We start from the raw sequence: 14067 nt of genomic DNA, 5'->3' as shown, positions 1-14067 counted from the left end.
GGTTAGGCGATGATGGGGGCGATGGCACGGATGCAGGCGTCGGCTGCCGTGAAAGTAGTGCTGTCGTCGCTGACGATAAAGATGATCTTTCCTTTGATGCCAAAGTCGCCGATTTCGCTAAAGAGTACGTAGGGCTCCTTGTCAAAGCCCGAGATGGGAAGCACGGCGGCCTTGGTGGCGCTGGTCAGCTCGTCTGCCAGCACGTCAAGGGAAGCCCACTTGGACGTGTCCTTTACGGCAACGGGCACGGCCACGCGCCCAAAGGGCACCAAATGCACGAGTGTGTTCTTGGAAATGTTGGAGTTGGGCACAATGATGGTCTGTCCACAGGCATCCTCAATCGTTGTATGGCGCCAAGTGATGTCTTGGACCACGCCGGATACGCCGCCGACCTCGATATTGTCGCCGGGCTTGATGATGCCCATAAAGGTCACCTGCATGCCGCCGATAAGGTTTGACAGCGTGTCCTGAAAGCCGAGCGAAATGGCGATGCCGCCGACGCCAAGAGCGGCAACGAGGGCGTTTGCGTTAATGCCAAAGCAGTTGTCGAGGATAAAGCTGCCGCCGATCATCCAGATGACGGCGCGCGCGATGTTGATGAAGATACTCGATGCCGGAAGCGGGTTATCGTCTCGGTTAAGCAGATGGTTCAGGGTCTTGGATACGACCTTGGCGGCGACGGCGGTGCCTATCGCCAAGATGACGGCCCAGATGATGTTGTGGACCCACCGTTGCTCAAAGAAATGAAGAATCGGCTCAAACAATTCCATGTAGGGAAAACCTCCTAATGATCGTCCAACCATGATACCCACCAAGAAGCCCGTCCGATCACATCGGACGGGCTTCTGTGCTCGATATAAGGTTTACGCGGCGGGGCTGTAAGGCCCGGCGGTGTAGCTTAGCGTCGACGCTTCCAGATAATGCCGAGCATGATGACGATGATGCCGCCGATAAGGCACGCGCCAACTACTGCCAGCGTGCGGTCTCCCGTTGCGGCAAGCTTACCGGTCGTCTTCTTGGTGATGACCTTCGTGGTCGCCGTGTCCGTCTTAGACGAGGGCTTAGGCGTCGGGGCCGGTGAGGGCGTGGGGTCCACGGCTGCGGAGCCGAAGCCGATGGTGCCGGCGAGCCCGGCCATCTTGCTCTCCCAGCCGTTCTGCCCGATCAGCGCCCTTAGCGCTGACTCGCAGGTACCCCACTCGGTGTGCTTGGTGGCGTTTGCGAAGGTGGGGAAGTCGGTCGTGTTGGTAATGATGTAGTTGTTGGTGGCGACGGTATAGGTCTTGGTGGGATCGAACGTGCTGCCGTCTTTGGTGAGTGTGGCACTCACAATGCGCTTGCCTTCGGGCTGCGTCCAATCAATCGTCACATTGATGCCGCCAAAGGAGAGAACGCTGCCAGAGTCATCGCGCCACTTGTACTTGTTTTGCGCCTCCTGCTCGGTGTGACCGGCCGCCACATAAGCCTGCTGAAGCTCGTAGCTGTCGTTGCAATCGTCGCTGATTTGTAGCGAGTGCTCGAGCGCTGCGAGGAAGTCCGCGCCGGTCATGGTCCAGGTCTCCACGGTGTTGCCGTAGGGCGAGATGGCGATGACGTTGCCGGCGGTCACGTTGCCCGCCGCGATGCCGCCGCGGATGCCGCCAGCGTTTTCGATAGCGAAGTCCGCGCCCGTCAGGGCAAGATAGGAGCCGCAAATCACGTGGCCGATGGTCTGGGCCTTGGTGGTGTCGCCCTCCTTGCTGGGGCGGAAATCGGTGGTGCGCACCATTTCCCAACCATGCGTGCCTGCGGCGTCCTCGCCGTAGAAATAGTTGGTGGTGGATGTGCCGAGCACCTTGTTCGATTCGTTTTCAAAGTCCTCGTCGAGCGGCTTGATTTTGTTGCGGACGGCTTCAAGGCGGCTTTGGTAGTCGGAGCCCTTGTCGGGGTCTGCCAAAAGGTCGTTGACGTTCTTGGCGGTGTAGAGCTTCTCGTCGCTACCGTCTGCAGGGACCGTGACCGTGTCATCGTCGGTCGTCTCGGTGTCATTCGTGTTGTACTTGTACGGAATGGAAAGCAGCCCCACCTCGGCAAAGGCGCTGCCTGCCTCGACAACGTGGATCGTCTTGCCGTCGGCTCCCGTCACCTTCTCGTTAAGGTTGATGTGCTCGTGGCCTGCGATAAGGGCATCGACGCCACGGAGTCGCGTGGCAAAGGTCTTGGCGTCGAGCGTGTGCGCGATACACACAACAACATCGCAGCCCTCCTTGCGCAGCTGCTCTGCCTCGGTATTGATGGCGTTCGCGGCACTCGAGAAGCTGGTGCCCGCGACCAGGTCCGCGCGCAGCGAGGAACCTAGCGACTCATCCATGGCTCCGACGACGCCGACCTTGATTTTGTAGTCGAATGTGGAGTGATCCTCGCTATCCTCCCAGGTGCGATCGAGCGTCTTCGTGATGCTCGAGCTCCATACGCCGTTCGAGGACGTTGCATTCGCGCAGAGCATGGCGAAGGGCGTGCCGGTGGTGCTGTAGCCGGTCATGGTGCGGAGTTTGTCCGCGCCGTAGCTCCAGTCGTGGTTGCCTGGCGTGGTTGCGTCGTAGCCGTCGGCGTAGAAGGTGTCCATGAGCTCGGCGATGCTCTTGCCCTCGCTCATGGTGGCGAAGGACTGTCCGTGGAAGGTGTCGCCCGCATCGAGTAAAAGATCGGGGGCGCTGCTTTGGGCGCTATAGAAAACCGCCAGTCCGTCAAAGCCCACAGTGCCGGTGCCCTTGCTTGCGTTGTAGCTGTACTTGTAGCTGCCGTGGATATCGTTGGTGTGCATGACGGCCACGGAGCCGTCAATAGCGGCGGGCAGGTTTCCCGCGAAAGCGAGGCTTGGGATGCCTGCGAGCGCGCCGGCAAACAACGCGGCGGCCAACGCAAAGCGGGGGAGTCTTTTCATGGCAGTTTCCTTAGTCCTTAGCCAGAATGTCTGGTTGAATATCGGATTATCGACATAATATGCGAAAACCGCCGCAAGGGCCTCTGTCCCTTTGCGGCGGTTTTGGCGTTTGCGCAGATAAAACCTACCAAAATAAACCTGTCCCTTTTTGGCAGGTTTTAGCTTAGCAGCATGCGGTCGTTGGCGAGCTCGCCGCCCGAGACCTCCTCGAACTTCTGCAGCAGGTCGGCCACGGTGAGCGACTTCTTCTCGTCGCCGGCCACGTCGTAGATCACATGGCCCTCGTGCATCATGATCAGACGGTTGCCCAGACGGATGGCGTCGTTCATGTTGTGCGTGACCATGAGCGTGGTCAGGTGGTTCTCGTCGACGATCTCCTCGGTCAGGTTGAGCACCTTAGAGGCCGTCTTGGGGTCGAGGGCCGCAGTGTGCTCGTCGAGCAGCAGCAGGCGCGGCCTGGTGAGCGTGGCCATCAGCAGGGTGAGTGCCTGGCGCTGGCCACCCGAGAGCAGGCCGACCTTGGCGTTGAGACGCGTGTCCAGACCAAGGTCCAGGCGCTTGAGCAGCTCAACGTACTCATCTTTCTCGGCCTTGGTGACGCCCCACGAAAGGCCGCGACGCTGGCCGCGACGCTTGGCGAGGGCCAAGTTCTCGGCAATCTGCATGTCGGCAGCGGTACCGCGCATGGGGTCCTGAAACACGCGGCCCAGGTACTTGGCGCGCTGCGACTCGCTCAGGCGCGAGATGTCGGTGCCGTCGAGCTCGATAACGCCCGAATCGAGCGGGTACACGCCGGCGATCATGTTGAGCAGCGTGGACTTGCCGGCGCCGTTGCCGCCGATCACGGTTACAAAGTCGCCGTCATTCAGGGTGAGGTCGACGCCGGTGAGCGCGCGCTTCTCGGTGACGGTGCCCTTGTTAAAGGTCTTCTTGACATGCGAGAGCTTAAGCATCTGCCTCATCTCCCTTCGTGTAGGAGCTGCGGAGCTTATAGCGCTCCCAAACCACGGGCACGCACAGGGCCACAGCGACAATTACGGCGGAGAGCAGCTTCATGTCGTTGGCGTCCATGCCCAACTGCAGCACGATGGCGCGGATAAGGAAGTACACCACGGAGCCAAAGACGGCGGAGGCAAGACGGACGCTAAACTGCGTGAGGCCGCCGGGCAGCAGACGGCCGAGCACCTCGCCGATAACAATGGCGGCAAGACCGATAACGATGGCACCGGTGCCCATACCAATGTCGGCATACTTTTGGCTCTGGCAGATGAGCGCGCCCGAAAGGCCGATGAGGGCGTTGGAGAGCACGAGGGCGATCATCTTGGTGGAGTTGGTGTTGACGCCCAGAGCGCGGATCATGTACTCGTTGTTGCCGGTGGCTCGCAGCGCCGAGCCGATCTCGGTGCCAAAGAACCAATACAGGATGGCAACGATAGCCACGGCGAGCAGGATGCCCAAGATGATGGCAACGGTGGACTGCGGCAGACCGGTCATATTGCTGACGGCGGAGAACACGGTGCCCTTGGCAAGAATGGGTGTATTGGACTTGCCCATGATGCGCAGGTTGATGGACCACAGGCTGATCTGGGTGAGGATTCCGGCGAGGATCGCAGGAATCTCAAAGACGGTGGTCAAAATGCCCGTGACGGCACCCGCGATGGCGCCGGCGCACATACCGGCCAGCACGGCGAGCAGCGGGTCGACGTTGTTATTGACGATGAGCACAGCGCAGACGCAGCCGCCGAGGGCAAAGCTGCCGTCGCAGGTCATATCGGGAATGTCGAGTAGGCGGAACGTGATAAACACGCCAAGCACCATAATGCCCCAGAGGACGCCCTGCGAAACGGCGCCCTGCAATGCAATGAGCATGCTTCATACCTCCTAGGATAGGGTGGACACGTGATTCACCATAATAGCGGTAACAATGCATAGAAGAGCTGCGGACAGACGTTTTGTTTTACCTGAAACAAGCAGGGCGGACGCCGGTCTACAGCGCCCGCCCCTGTGGCTCAGATATTGAATAACGCGGCTAAAGCGCGAGCACGGGCTCTAGACGCATGCCGCGTATGGCATTACGCGTCCAGAGCGGAAAGGTCGATGCCCAGGGCCTCGGCCATTTCGTCGTTCTTGACGACGACCAGGTCCTTGCTCGAGAGGTGCTTGATCGGCATGTCTTCGGGCTTGGCCTCGCCCTTCAGGATCTTAACGGCCATCTCGCCCGCGGCGTAGCCCAGGTCCTCGTAATTGATGGAGAGGGTGAACAGGCCGCCGGCCATGCACATACCCTCCTCGCCAGTCACGAAGGGAAGCTTGTTTTCCTTGCAGATCTGGCCGACCTGCGAGGCACCCGCGGCGATGGTGTTGTCGGTGGGGGAGTACAGCGCGTCGACCTTGCCCACGGCAGACTCGACGACGGACTGAATCTCGTTGGAGCTCGAGACGGTGAAGTCAGTGTACTCGAGGCCAAGCTTGTCGAGCTCCTTCTTGGCGGCCTTGATTTGGACGTCGGAGTTGGACTCGGCGGTGCAGTAGAGCAGGCCGACCTTCTTTACGTCGGGCAGGACCTTCTGCATCATCTCGAGCTGCTCGGCGACCGGGGTGAGGTCGGAAGCGCCCGTGACGTTGGTGCCGGGCTTGTCGTTGTCCTGGACCAGGCCGGAGGCGGCGTAGTCGGTGATGGCGCAGCCCACGATGGGGATATCGGCCGTGGCGCCGGCGGCAGCCTGCGCGGCGGGCGTGGCGATGGCATAAATCAGGTTGACGTTGTCGCCCACAAACTTGTCGGCAATGGACTTACACGTGGACTGGTCGTTCTGGGCGTTCTTCTGGTCGATCTTGACCTTAAGGCCGCTCTTCTTGATGGCCTTGACGAAGCCGTCGTTGGCGGCATCGAGCGCGGAGTGCTCGGTGAGCTGCAGAACGCCGATGGTGTAGTCGGAACCGGCGGCAGCGGAGCCGGAACCAGAGCTGCCGCCGCATCCGGCGAGCGGGGCGAGCGCGAGCAGGCCGGCGGAGACCAGAAGGCTCCTGCGACTGATGGTGATGTCCTTCATATCATTACCCCCAGTATAAAAATGGCTGGAAACACTGCACTGGGACAAAGTGCAAGTGGGACTATAGTAGCGCTGATGTCCATTTTTACAACAGCCTGGCGGGTTTTTTAATACAGAATCGGATGGGCGGTACGGGTAGTCGAATGGGCGGCGGAGGGTCTTATGCGGCGGAGGAGGCGTCGTCCTCGTCCAGGGCGGCGAAGAGCTTCTTGCCGTCGAGGAGACGTGTGGTGACGTTTCTCATTCGGCCGATCTCTACGGTACGCAACGTGTCATCGGCGCCTCGCGCGTCATAGACCGTTCCCAGCAGATACGAGATGCCGTCTCGTTGCTTGATGGCAAAGGGCCGGAGTGTCATCCGCGCCACTTCGACCTCTCCGCGTGCCGTGACACTCGAAATATCAAAACTCACCGTGGTTCCGTGGTCGATGGCCTGCTCGATGAGCTCGCAGGCATCGATGCGCTTGACGGGCGTGCGTGTGGCCTTGGTGGATTTGTCGCCTGCGCTTGGAGCAGGCTCGGGTGCATCGAGGTAGCCGCGAACGTCGGCACTCGCCATGGCGACCAGGTGCTGCGCCATGCTCTTTCGAATGGCGATGGGCGTGGAGCGGTTGCGCATGACCATGCCGTGGAGCCGGATGATCTCTTCGTCGGTGAGCGGACGGGTCAAGAGTCGATAGCCCACGCCGCGCTTGTACTCAATTTCGTATCCGGCATGGCGAAGTGCGGAGATGGCGGTGTAGATGCTGCGCCGCGCCGCGGAGATGGGCATGCGGGCGGGGTCGTCGGGATGGGCGAGGCGCTCGACCAACTCGTCGGATAGCAAGGCTTTGTCTTCGCCGGTGTTCTCGCTCAAGAGCTGCAGGATACGTACGGCGCGATAGGCTGCCATCGAGGCGGCGCCTCTGGTCGTGGTCTCGTAGTTTTCAACAACTGATTCGGTCATAGTGCCCACGTCCTTTCCGGTTTTGGCGATGACGGCTCAGAGCCTAGGGCGTGGAGTCTGGCCAAGGACGCATGACGCCTTGGACGGTCGATGGCTGCCGGCAAACGGTGGGTCGAGTTTTCAACAGCCCTGCTCAACTAACCAAAAGCTTGCCAAAAGCTTGACGGATGCTGTTGAAAAAAGCGCCCCTCGGCTGTTGCCGAGAGGCGCTGGCGCGATGTTACATGCGCGTTTTGTGGCGTTGATGCGATTAGAAGTCGGCGTTGCCCACGGTGCGCGGGTGCGGCAGGACGTCGCGGATGTTGCCCACGCCCGTCAGATACATGACCAGACGCTCGAAGCCCAGGCCGTAGCCGGCATGCTTGCAGGAGCCGTAGCGGCGCAGGTCCAGATAGTACTTGTACTGCTCGGGGGCCATGCCCAGGTCCTTAATGCGGGCCTCGAGTAGGTCCAGGCGCTCCTCGCGCTGGGAGCCGCCGATGATCTCGCCAATGCCCGGCACCAGGCAGTCGGCGGCGGCGACGGTCTTGCCGTCCTCGTTCATGCGCATGTAGAACGCCTTGATCTCGGCCGGGTAGTCGGTCACGAAGGTCGGGCGCTTAAAGTGCTCCTCGGTCAGGAAGCGCTCGTGCTCGGTCTGCAAGTCGATGCCCCAGCTGACGGGGTAATCAAACTGGTGGCCAGCAGCGACTGCCTGCTCCAGGATCTCGACGGCCTCGGTGTAGGTAACGCGGGCAAAGTCGGAGTTGGCGACATGGTCCAGGCGCTCGAGCAGACCCTTGTCCACAAACTTGTTGAGCATATTGAGCTCGTCGGGGCAGGTTGCCATGACGTCCTTGAGGACATACTTGAGCATGGCCTCGGCGTTATCCATGTAGTCGTTAAGGTCGGCAAAGGCCATCTCGGGCTCGATCATCCAAAACTCGGCGGCGTGGCGCGTGGTGTTGGAGTTCTCGGCACGGAAGGTGGGGCCAAAGGTGTACACGTCGCCAAAGGCCATGGCAAAGTTCTCGGCATTGAGCTGGCCGGACACGGTGAGGCTTGCATGCTTGCCAAAGAAGTCCTGGCTCCAGTCGACCTCGCCGGACTCGGTGAGGGGCGGATTTTTGGGGTCGAGCGTGGTCACGCGGAACATCTCGCCGGCGCCCTCGCAGTCACTCGTGGTGATGATGGGGGTGTTGACGTAGACAAAGCCCTGCTCCTGGAAGAAGCGGTGGATGGCGGCAGCCGCGACAGAGCGGATGCGGAACACGGCGCGGAACAGGTTGGTGCGCGGGCGCAGGTGCTGCTGGGTGCGCAGGAACTCGACGGTTGCGCGCTTCTTCTGCAGCGGGTAATCCGGGGCGCTCGTGCCCTCGACCTCGATGGAGGTGGCAGAAAGCTCGAAAGGCTGGGGCGCATCGGGGGTCAGCTTGACGGTGCCGGTGCAAATGAGTGCGGCCGAGACGTTTTGATGGGCGATCTCGTCGTAGTTGTCGAGTGCCTCGCGGTTCATGACGACCTGCAGGTCGCGGAAGCAGCTGCCGTCGTTGAGCGTAACAAAGCCAAAGTTCTTCATGTCGCGGACGGACTTGACCCAGCCGGCGACGGTGACGGTCTGGCCACCGAGCGACTCGGCATCGGCATAGAGCTGCGCGATTTTGGTGCGGTTCACGTATCCTCCCATAACGGTTGAATGATAGTTATCCATACAGTTCGATATTCTAGCAGCTCGGCTCATTTGGGCTATACAGATAAGGCATTGACGGGATGGTTTTTCAAACGAAAAGCGCCCGCGGCCAAATGGTCGCGGGCGCTTAACGAGGTGCCTTTTTGGCTGTGTGGCGCGGGGCCTGGCTACTTGGTCTTGGCTACCAGCAGCGGGTCGCCAAGCTTGACGAGCGGGTTGCCGCCAATAAGCGTTCCAGACTCGCCGACATGGTCGATGCTCTTAAGACGATCGAGCTCGGAGACGATGACGGTCACGATGTCCTCGTGACCAGCGGCCTTAATGGCCTCGCGGTCGAAGCTGATGAGCGGCTGGCCTGCCTTGACCACATCGCCCATCTCGACAAAGCGGGCAAAACCCTTGCCGTTCATTTCCACGGTGCCCAGGCCAACATGGATGAACACGCGAAGACCGTCCTCGGTGATCATACCAATGGAGTGGTTGGTGACAGTGGTGGCGCCGATGCGGCCGTTGGCGGGCGCATAGATGGTGCCGGTAATGGGCTCGATGCCATAGCCCTGGCCAAGCATGCCCGAGGCGATCGTCTCGTCGGGAACCTCGTCCAGGTTGACGAGCACGCCGTTGACGGGGGCGTAGATGACGCCTTCGCGGGTAGCGAAGCTTGCTGCGGGCGGAACGGACGCCTCGCCGGTCGAGGTGAAGGTGGACTTAAGCGAATCGAGCAGACCCATAGTTGCCTCCAACTTAAATAGGCGCATATCGCGCGTATGGTTTGCCGGAAACGTTTCATATGTGTTTCGCGGCTTGGTCAACGCCCCTATTCTACGCTGCTCAGCGATACCTCTGAGCTGGGATTATGTGATATATCAGTTGGAGGGAAACTAATTGCTGGTGTGTTTCTGCGCCACGGGTTCAAGTGGGGTACGCTTGAAGGCGAAAAACAAGGGCGCATAATTTGCGCGAAGGGAGCACATATGATTGTCGAGAACCATGCGCTGTGGGGCGAGGAGCCGACCGAGGATTATCCGGCGACCTTTACGTATCTGGGTGCCGAGCCGCTGCCCGACAAGCCCAATGGCCGCCGCCCCGCGGTGATCATCTGCGGCGGAGGCGGGTTTACGCATATCGCTCCGCACGAGCAGGACCCGGTGGCGTTTGCGTTTTTGGACCGCGGCTACCAGGCCTTTGTGCTCAACTATGTCACGAGTTCTACGGGTGACGTGAGCTTTCCGCACCCCCAGGCAGATCTTGCCAAGATGGTCGCCACGGTGCGCGCGAATGCCGACGAGTGGCATGTCGACCCCAAGCGCGTGTGCGTCGTGGGCTTTTCTGCTGGCGGCATGATTTGCGCCTCGCTGGCAACACAGTGGAAGACCGGCCCCTTCGCGGCACTTGCCGGGGCGCGTCCGGACGACATTCGTCCCGATGCCGTGGTGCTGGGCTATCCATTGCTCGACTTTGCCTATGTGCGCGACATGCAGACGCGCGATCCGCGCATTGACTTGCGCGTGCCCAAGACGGGCGGCAAGACGGGGCGCGATTTGCTCAACGACTACCTGTCGATGGTGACGGGCGGCGAGGCAACTGACGAGCATCTGGCCGACATCTGCCCCACCACGCATGTTTCGCGCCAGATGCCACCGACTTTTGTGTGGGGCGTGTCCGACGACAAGACGGCGCCGATCGCGCAGGTCTACCCGTTTGCGCAGCGCATGGCCGAGGAGGGCGTTGCATGCGAGATGCACGTCTTCGACCAGGGTGGTCACGGCCTTTCGCTCGGCAACGCCAACACCGCGGTCGACAACGAGGACAAGCAGGTGGCGGTCCGCCCTTGGATTCGCCTAGCCTTCCGCTTCCTGGAGCGCCATCTGTAAGAGGACGGGCATCCCAGCCCTTCAATAACTTGCGGTGAAATAGTTCCGATCTGGGGCATCAACCAGCCCATCCAGGAACTATTCCACCGCAACTTTGTTTTTGATGTCCCGTCCGGAAACTGCACCCCAGTCTCGCCCTTCAAGGTGGGGCACGGTTTCCCATAGGGCCTCGATTTGGAAACCACATCCCGTTTCGAGCTCAAATTCTGGGTCGCAGTTTCCCCGAGGGGCCCCGTTGGGAAACTGCGACCCGTTTCGAGCGGGAATAACGGGACACGCTTTCCGCAAGGGCATCGTTTCCTACCAAACGGTGAACTGGGCGTTTTCTGTGTTCCAATGGACATCGCGAACGTAGTCGCGCACGCCCGTCGCATCTCGTGCTTCGAACAACTCAAGAATATGAGCATGTTCGTTGTTGGCTTTATTGAGCAGCTTACACGCCGTCTCCTGGTCAACAGTCTCGTAATCGCGCTTGATAAAGCAACGCTCGAGCTGTGAAATCATGTCGCGCAGACGATCGTTGCCACAGCGGTTGAAGTACGTAAGGTGAAAGTCTCGCTGAATGTCGTCATACTTACGGATGAGACCGCCTTGGATCGCGAGGTCCATGGAGCCGACGAGAAATTTCAGCTGCGTAATATCGTCGTCAGTTAGATTCGGACAGGCGAGATATGCGGCCTGCCCGTCGAGCGGCCCCATAATCTCAAAGACTTCAACGGCGTTTTGCTGATCGAACCCACGGACGCGGAATCCGCGGCGGGGGAGATTGTCCAGGTAGCCGTCGCTTGCCAGCTGGATGAGCGCTTCGCGGACCGGTGTGCGCGACACGCCCATGGCATCGCAGATCGCCTGCTCGCTCAGCCGGTCGCCGGCCGAAAGCTCGCCGGCGTCAATACGGCTCGAAATATAGTCGTATACGTGGTCCTTCAGGGGCCTTCTGAGCGTTTCCATGAGCCTATGTTCCTTAACGGTATATTTCTAAAAGCAAATACGTTTCACTTGAATAGCTCAGTTGAATTATAGAACGACCAGCTAAATCATGCTACTTTGCGCCGATACGTAAGAATACGCTTACCGAAGAATATCTACCGTTCAGGATTGTATACAATATACAAAACAGGAAAACCGCCCTAAGATAAAGCCATCGAAAGGAAGGCGGGCGCGAAGAAGTCCCGCTCTCTGCTAAGAGATCCAAGGAGGATCATCATGACCAAGTTCAGCCACGTCATCATCCGCCGCCCCGGCAAGTCCCTGAGCAATGGCATCACGAGTGCCCCCGAGCTTGGCCAGCCCATCTACGAGCGCGCCATCGAGGAGCACTACGATTACGAGCATGCGCTCGAGCAGTGCGGCGTTGACGTGTCGGTGCTGCCGGCACTCGAGCAGTATCCCGACAGCTGCTTCGTCGAAGATCCGGCCGTTATCACTCGCTGCGGCGCCATCATTACCAACCCCGGCGCCGATAGCCGCAACGGCGAGAAGGACGAGATCGAGCCGGCCGTCCGTCGCTTCTTTGACGACGAGCATGTCAAGCACATCGTTTCTCCGGGCACGCTCGACGGCGGCGATGTCATGATGGTCGGTGACCATTTCTACGTCGGTCGCTCCGCTCGTACCAACGAAGAGGGCATCCGCCAGTTCTGTGAGATTCTCGAGGGCTGGGGCCTCGAGGGTTCTGAGGTTCCGCTGGAGGAGGTCCTGCACCTCAAGACGGGCGTCAACTACATCGAGGACAACAACATGCTCGTCTCTGGTGAGTTCATCGATAAGCCCGACTTTGCCCAGTACAACAAGATCGTCGTGCCCGAGGACGAGGCGTACGGCGCCAACTGCATCTGGGTCAACGGTACGGTCATCGTTGCCGAGGGCTATCCGACTGTGCTCAAGGCCGTGCAGGATCTGGGCTACAAGACGCTCGTCGTTGACACCTCCGAGTATCGCAAGGTCGACGGCGGCCTTTCTTGCCTGTCGCTGCGCTTCTAACGCGATAGCTGTAACAGTCTGATGATCGCTTGACCGATGGCCCGGCACCCGATTCGGGACGTCCGGGCCATCTTTCGTTCGATCACATGATGAAGGGGGTGCACATACAATGGCCTCTAAAGCTCAAAATGAAGAGATTATCGACCCTAATGGCCTCGATCTCTTTCGTCTGACCATGATGGTCATTACCGCCAGTATTTGTGGCGGCATCTTTTCGCTTGCCGGCGATATGGCAGCAGGTGGGGCAAATACCGGTGCGGTTATCGTCTCGTGGGGAATTTGCTTTATTGGCGTCTTTGCGCTGATGATGGTGTTCAACGGTTTGTCTCAGGCCCGTCCCGACCTGACCGGCGGCATCTATGCATACGCTGCGGCCGGTTTTGGCGATTACATTGGATTCAACTCCGCTTGGGGCTACTGGATCAGCGCATGTCTTTCCAACGTGAGCTTTGCGCTCTTGCTGTTTAGCGCGCTGGGCTATTTCTTCCCTGCGTTTGGCGCGGGTAACAACCTGCTTTCTATCGTTTGCGCCAGCGTGTTTTTGTGGTTCCTTACCGCCCTTGTGCTTCGTGGCGTTAAGGAGGCTGCGGGCATTAACACGATCGTCACGTTGGCGAAGCTGGTGCCGCTGGGGCTCTTTGTGCTGAGTATCGTGCTCCTGGGTAAGTTCAACGTCGATATCTTTATGGACAACTTCTGGGGAGAGCCGGCTGGTCCTGGCTTTGGCGAGCAGGTTGTCTCGACCATGATCGCCCTTGTCTGGGTCTTCACGGGCATCGAGGGCGCTGTCGTTATCTCGGGCCGTGCAAAGTGCGTGCGTGACGTCGGCCGCTCGACGGCGCTCGGATTTGCGGCTGTATTCACGCTGTATCTGATCATCTCGATGCTGTCGCTCGGCATTATGCCGCGCGAGGAGATGGCACAGCTTGCAACGCCCTCCATGGCGGGAATTCTCGAGTGCGCAATCGGTCCGGTTGGTGCTGCCATCGTAAACCTTGGCGTTATCCTTTCGTTGGTCGGCGCGCTGCTGGGCTATGTCATCATTGCGTCCGAGACGCCGTTCGAGGCGGCGCGCCAGGGATCCTTCCCTCTGGCGTTTGCCAAGACGAACAAGCACGACGCCCCGGTGGTAACGGTTCTCGTGAGCTCCGGCATCACGCAGCTCTTCTTGATCGTGTCGTATGTGGCGGCGAGCACCTACCAGTTCTTCTATAGCTGCGCGGTCAACACGATTCTGGTTCCGTATGTCTGCTCGGCTGCCTATTACATGGTGATTGGCTGGAAGAACGAGCATCTGGACGGGCCGCATGCGCCCAGCGTCGGCAAAGCCCGCTTCTTCGGTACGCTCGGCTTCATCTACACATTGTTCCTGGTGTGGTCGACGGGTCTTCAGGGCGTTATGATCACGACGATTCTTTTTGCTCCGGCCATTCCCGTTTATATGCTGGGCGAGCGAGGCCGCGGTAAACCGGTGCTTCCGCATCTGCACGACAAGCTGATCGCAGCGGTGGTCATTGTCGTGGCAATCATTTCGCTGTATCTGCACTTTGCCGGCATTGCGCCGATAGTCTAAGACTGCGGCAGGCTTCATCGCTTGGTAAGCCGACGGAGGCATCGCG

Annotated in this window: 12 protein-coding genes; 3 read left to right on the top strand and 9 right to left on the bottom strand. The window is 59.8% G+C overall.

What is annotated here, in order from left to right:
- Positions 1–2: 2 nt before the first annotated feature.
- The 8 genes from I2D41_RS05995 to I2D41_RS05960 form a co-directional block, all read right to left on the bottom strand.
- Positions 3–770 carry a mechanosensitive ion channel family protein gene (locus tag I2D41_RS05995; RefSeq protein WP_195363883.1) on the bottom strand — a complete coding sequence of 256 codons (768 nt, stop codon included), beginning with the start codon at positions 768–770 and terminating at the stop codon, positions 3–5.
- Between the two features lie 128 nt (positions 771–898).
- Positions 899–2923 carry a bifunctional metallophosphatase/5'-nucleotidase gene (locus tag I2D41_RS05990; protein ID WP_195363882.1) on the bottom strand — a complete coding sequence of 675 codons (2025 nt, stop codon included), beginning with the start codon at positions 2921–2923 and terminating at the stop codon, positions 899–901.
- 158 nt (positions 2924–3081) lie between these two features.
- The gene (locus I2D41_RS05985; RefSeq protein ID WP_055250279.1) at positions 3082–3876 is read right to left on the bottom strand and encodes an ABC transporter ATP-binding protein; all 795 of its coding nucleotides are present in this window, start codon (positions 3874–3876) and stop codon (positions 3082–3084) included.
- Positions 3869–4792, bottom strand: a complete 924-nt coding sequence (locus I2D41_RS05980; RefSeq protein WP_006234992.1) for an ABC transporter permease — start codon at positions 4790–4792, stop codon at positions 3869–3871. The genes I2D41_RS05985 and I2D41_RS05980 overlap by 8 nt, the downstream gene beginning before the upstream one ends.
- 203 nt (positions 4793–4995) lie before the next feature.
- Positions 4996–5976 (bottom strand): ABC transporter substrate-binding protein, encoded by a 981-nt coding sequence (locus tag I2D41_RS05975; RefSeq protein WP_117745795.1) that lies wholly within the window; start codon positions 5974–5976, stop codon positions 4996–4998.
- A 160-nt stretch (positions 5977–6136) separates the two neighbouring features.
- Positions 6137–6922, bottom strand: a complete 786-nt coding sequence (locus I2D41_RS05970; RefSeq protein ID WP_195363881.1) for a hypothetical protein — start codon at positions 6920–6922, stop codon at positions 6137–6139.
- 250 nt (positions 6923–7172) lie between these two features.
- Positions 7173–8576 (bottom strand): asparagine--tRNA ligase, encoded by a 1404-nt coding sequence (asnS, locus tag I2D41_RS05965; RefSeq protein WP_271741661.1) that lies wholly within the window; start codon positions 8574–8576, stop codon positions 7173–7175.
- Between the two features lie 182 nt (positions 8577–8758).
- Entirely contained in the window at positions 8759–9322 is a 564-nt protein-coding gene (locus I2D41_RS05960; protein WP_022093882.1) for a PTS sugar transporter subunit IIA, read from the bottom strand.
- Positions 9323–9565: 243 nt separating this feature from the next.
- On the opposite strand from I2D41_RS05960, the gene I2D41_RS05955 reads away from it, so the two are divergent.
- On the top strand, positions 9566–10465 hold the full coding sequence (locus I2D41_RS05955) for an alpha/beta hydrolase (RefSeq protein ID WP_195363880.1): 900 nt from the start codon (positions 9566–9568) through the stop codon (positions 10463–10465).
- A gap of 300 nt (positions 10466–10765) precedes the next feature.
- Here the strand turns inward: I2D41_RS05955 and I2D41_RS05950 are convergent, their stop codons facing one another.
- On the bottom strand, positions 10766–11416 hold the full coding sequence (locus I2D41_RS05950; protein ID WP_117775869.1) for a GntR family transcriptional regulator: 651 nt from the start codon (positions 11414–11416) through the stop codon (positions 10766–10768).
- Positions 11417–11671: 255 nt separating this feature from the next.
- Here I2D41_RS05950 and I2D41_RS05945 point away from each other — a divergent pair, with 255 nt between their 5' ends.
- On the top strand, positions 11672–12448 hold the full coding sequence (locus tag I2D41_RS05945; RefSeq protein ID WP_117583089.1) for a dimethylarginine dimethylaminohydrolase family protein: 777 nt from the start codon (positions 11672–11674) through the stop codon (positions 12446–12448).
- A 109-nt stretch (positions 12449–12557) separates the two neighbouring features.
- A complete protein-coding gene (locus I2D41_RS05940) occupies positions 12558–14021 on the top strand; it encodes a basic amino acid/polyamine antiporter (RefSeq protein WP_195363879.1) in 1464 nt (487 codons plus the stop codon).
- Positions 14022–14067 lie beyond the last annotated feature (46 nt).

The organism is Collinsella aerofaciens, from assembly GCF_015552075.1.
GTDB lineage: Bacteria > Actinomycetota > Coriobacteriia > Coriobacteriales > Coriobacteriaceae > Collinsella > Collinsella aerofaciens_Y.
The sequence above is the reverse complement of the archived record's forward strand: the minus strand, read 5'-3'. Positions and strand labels throughout refer to the sequence as shown.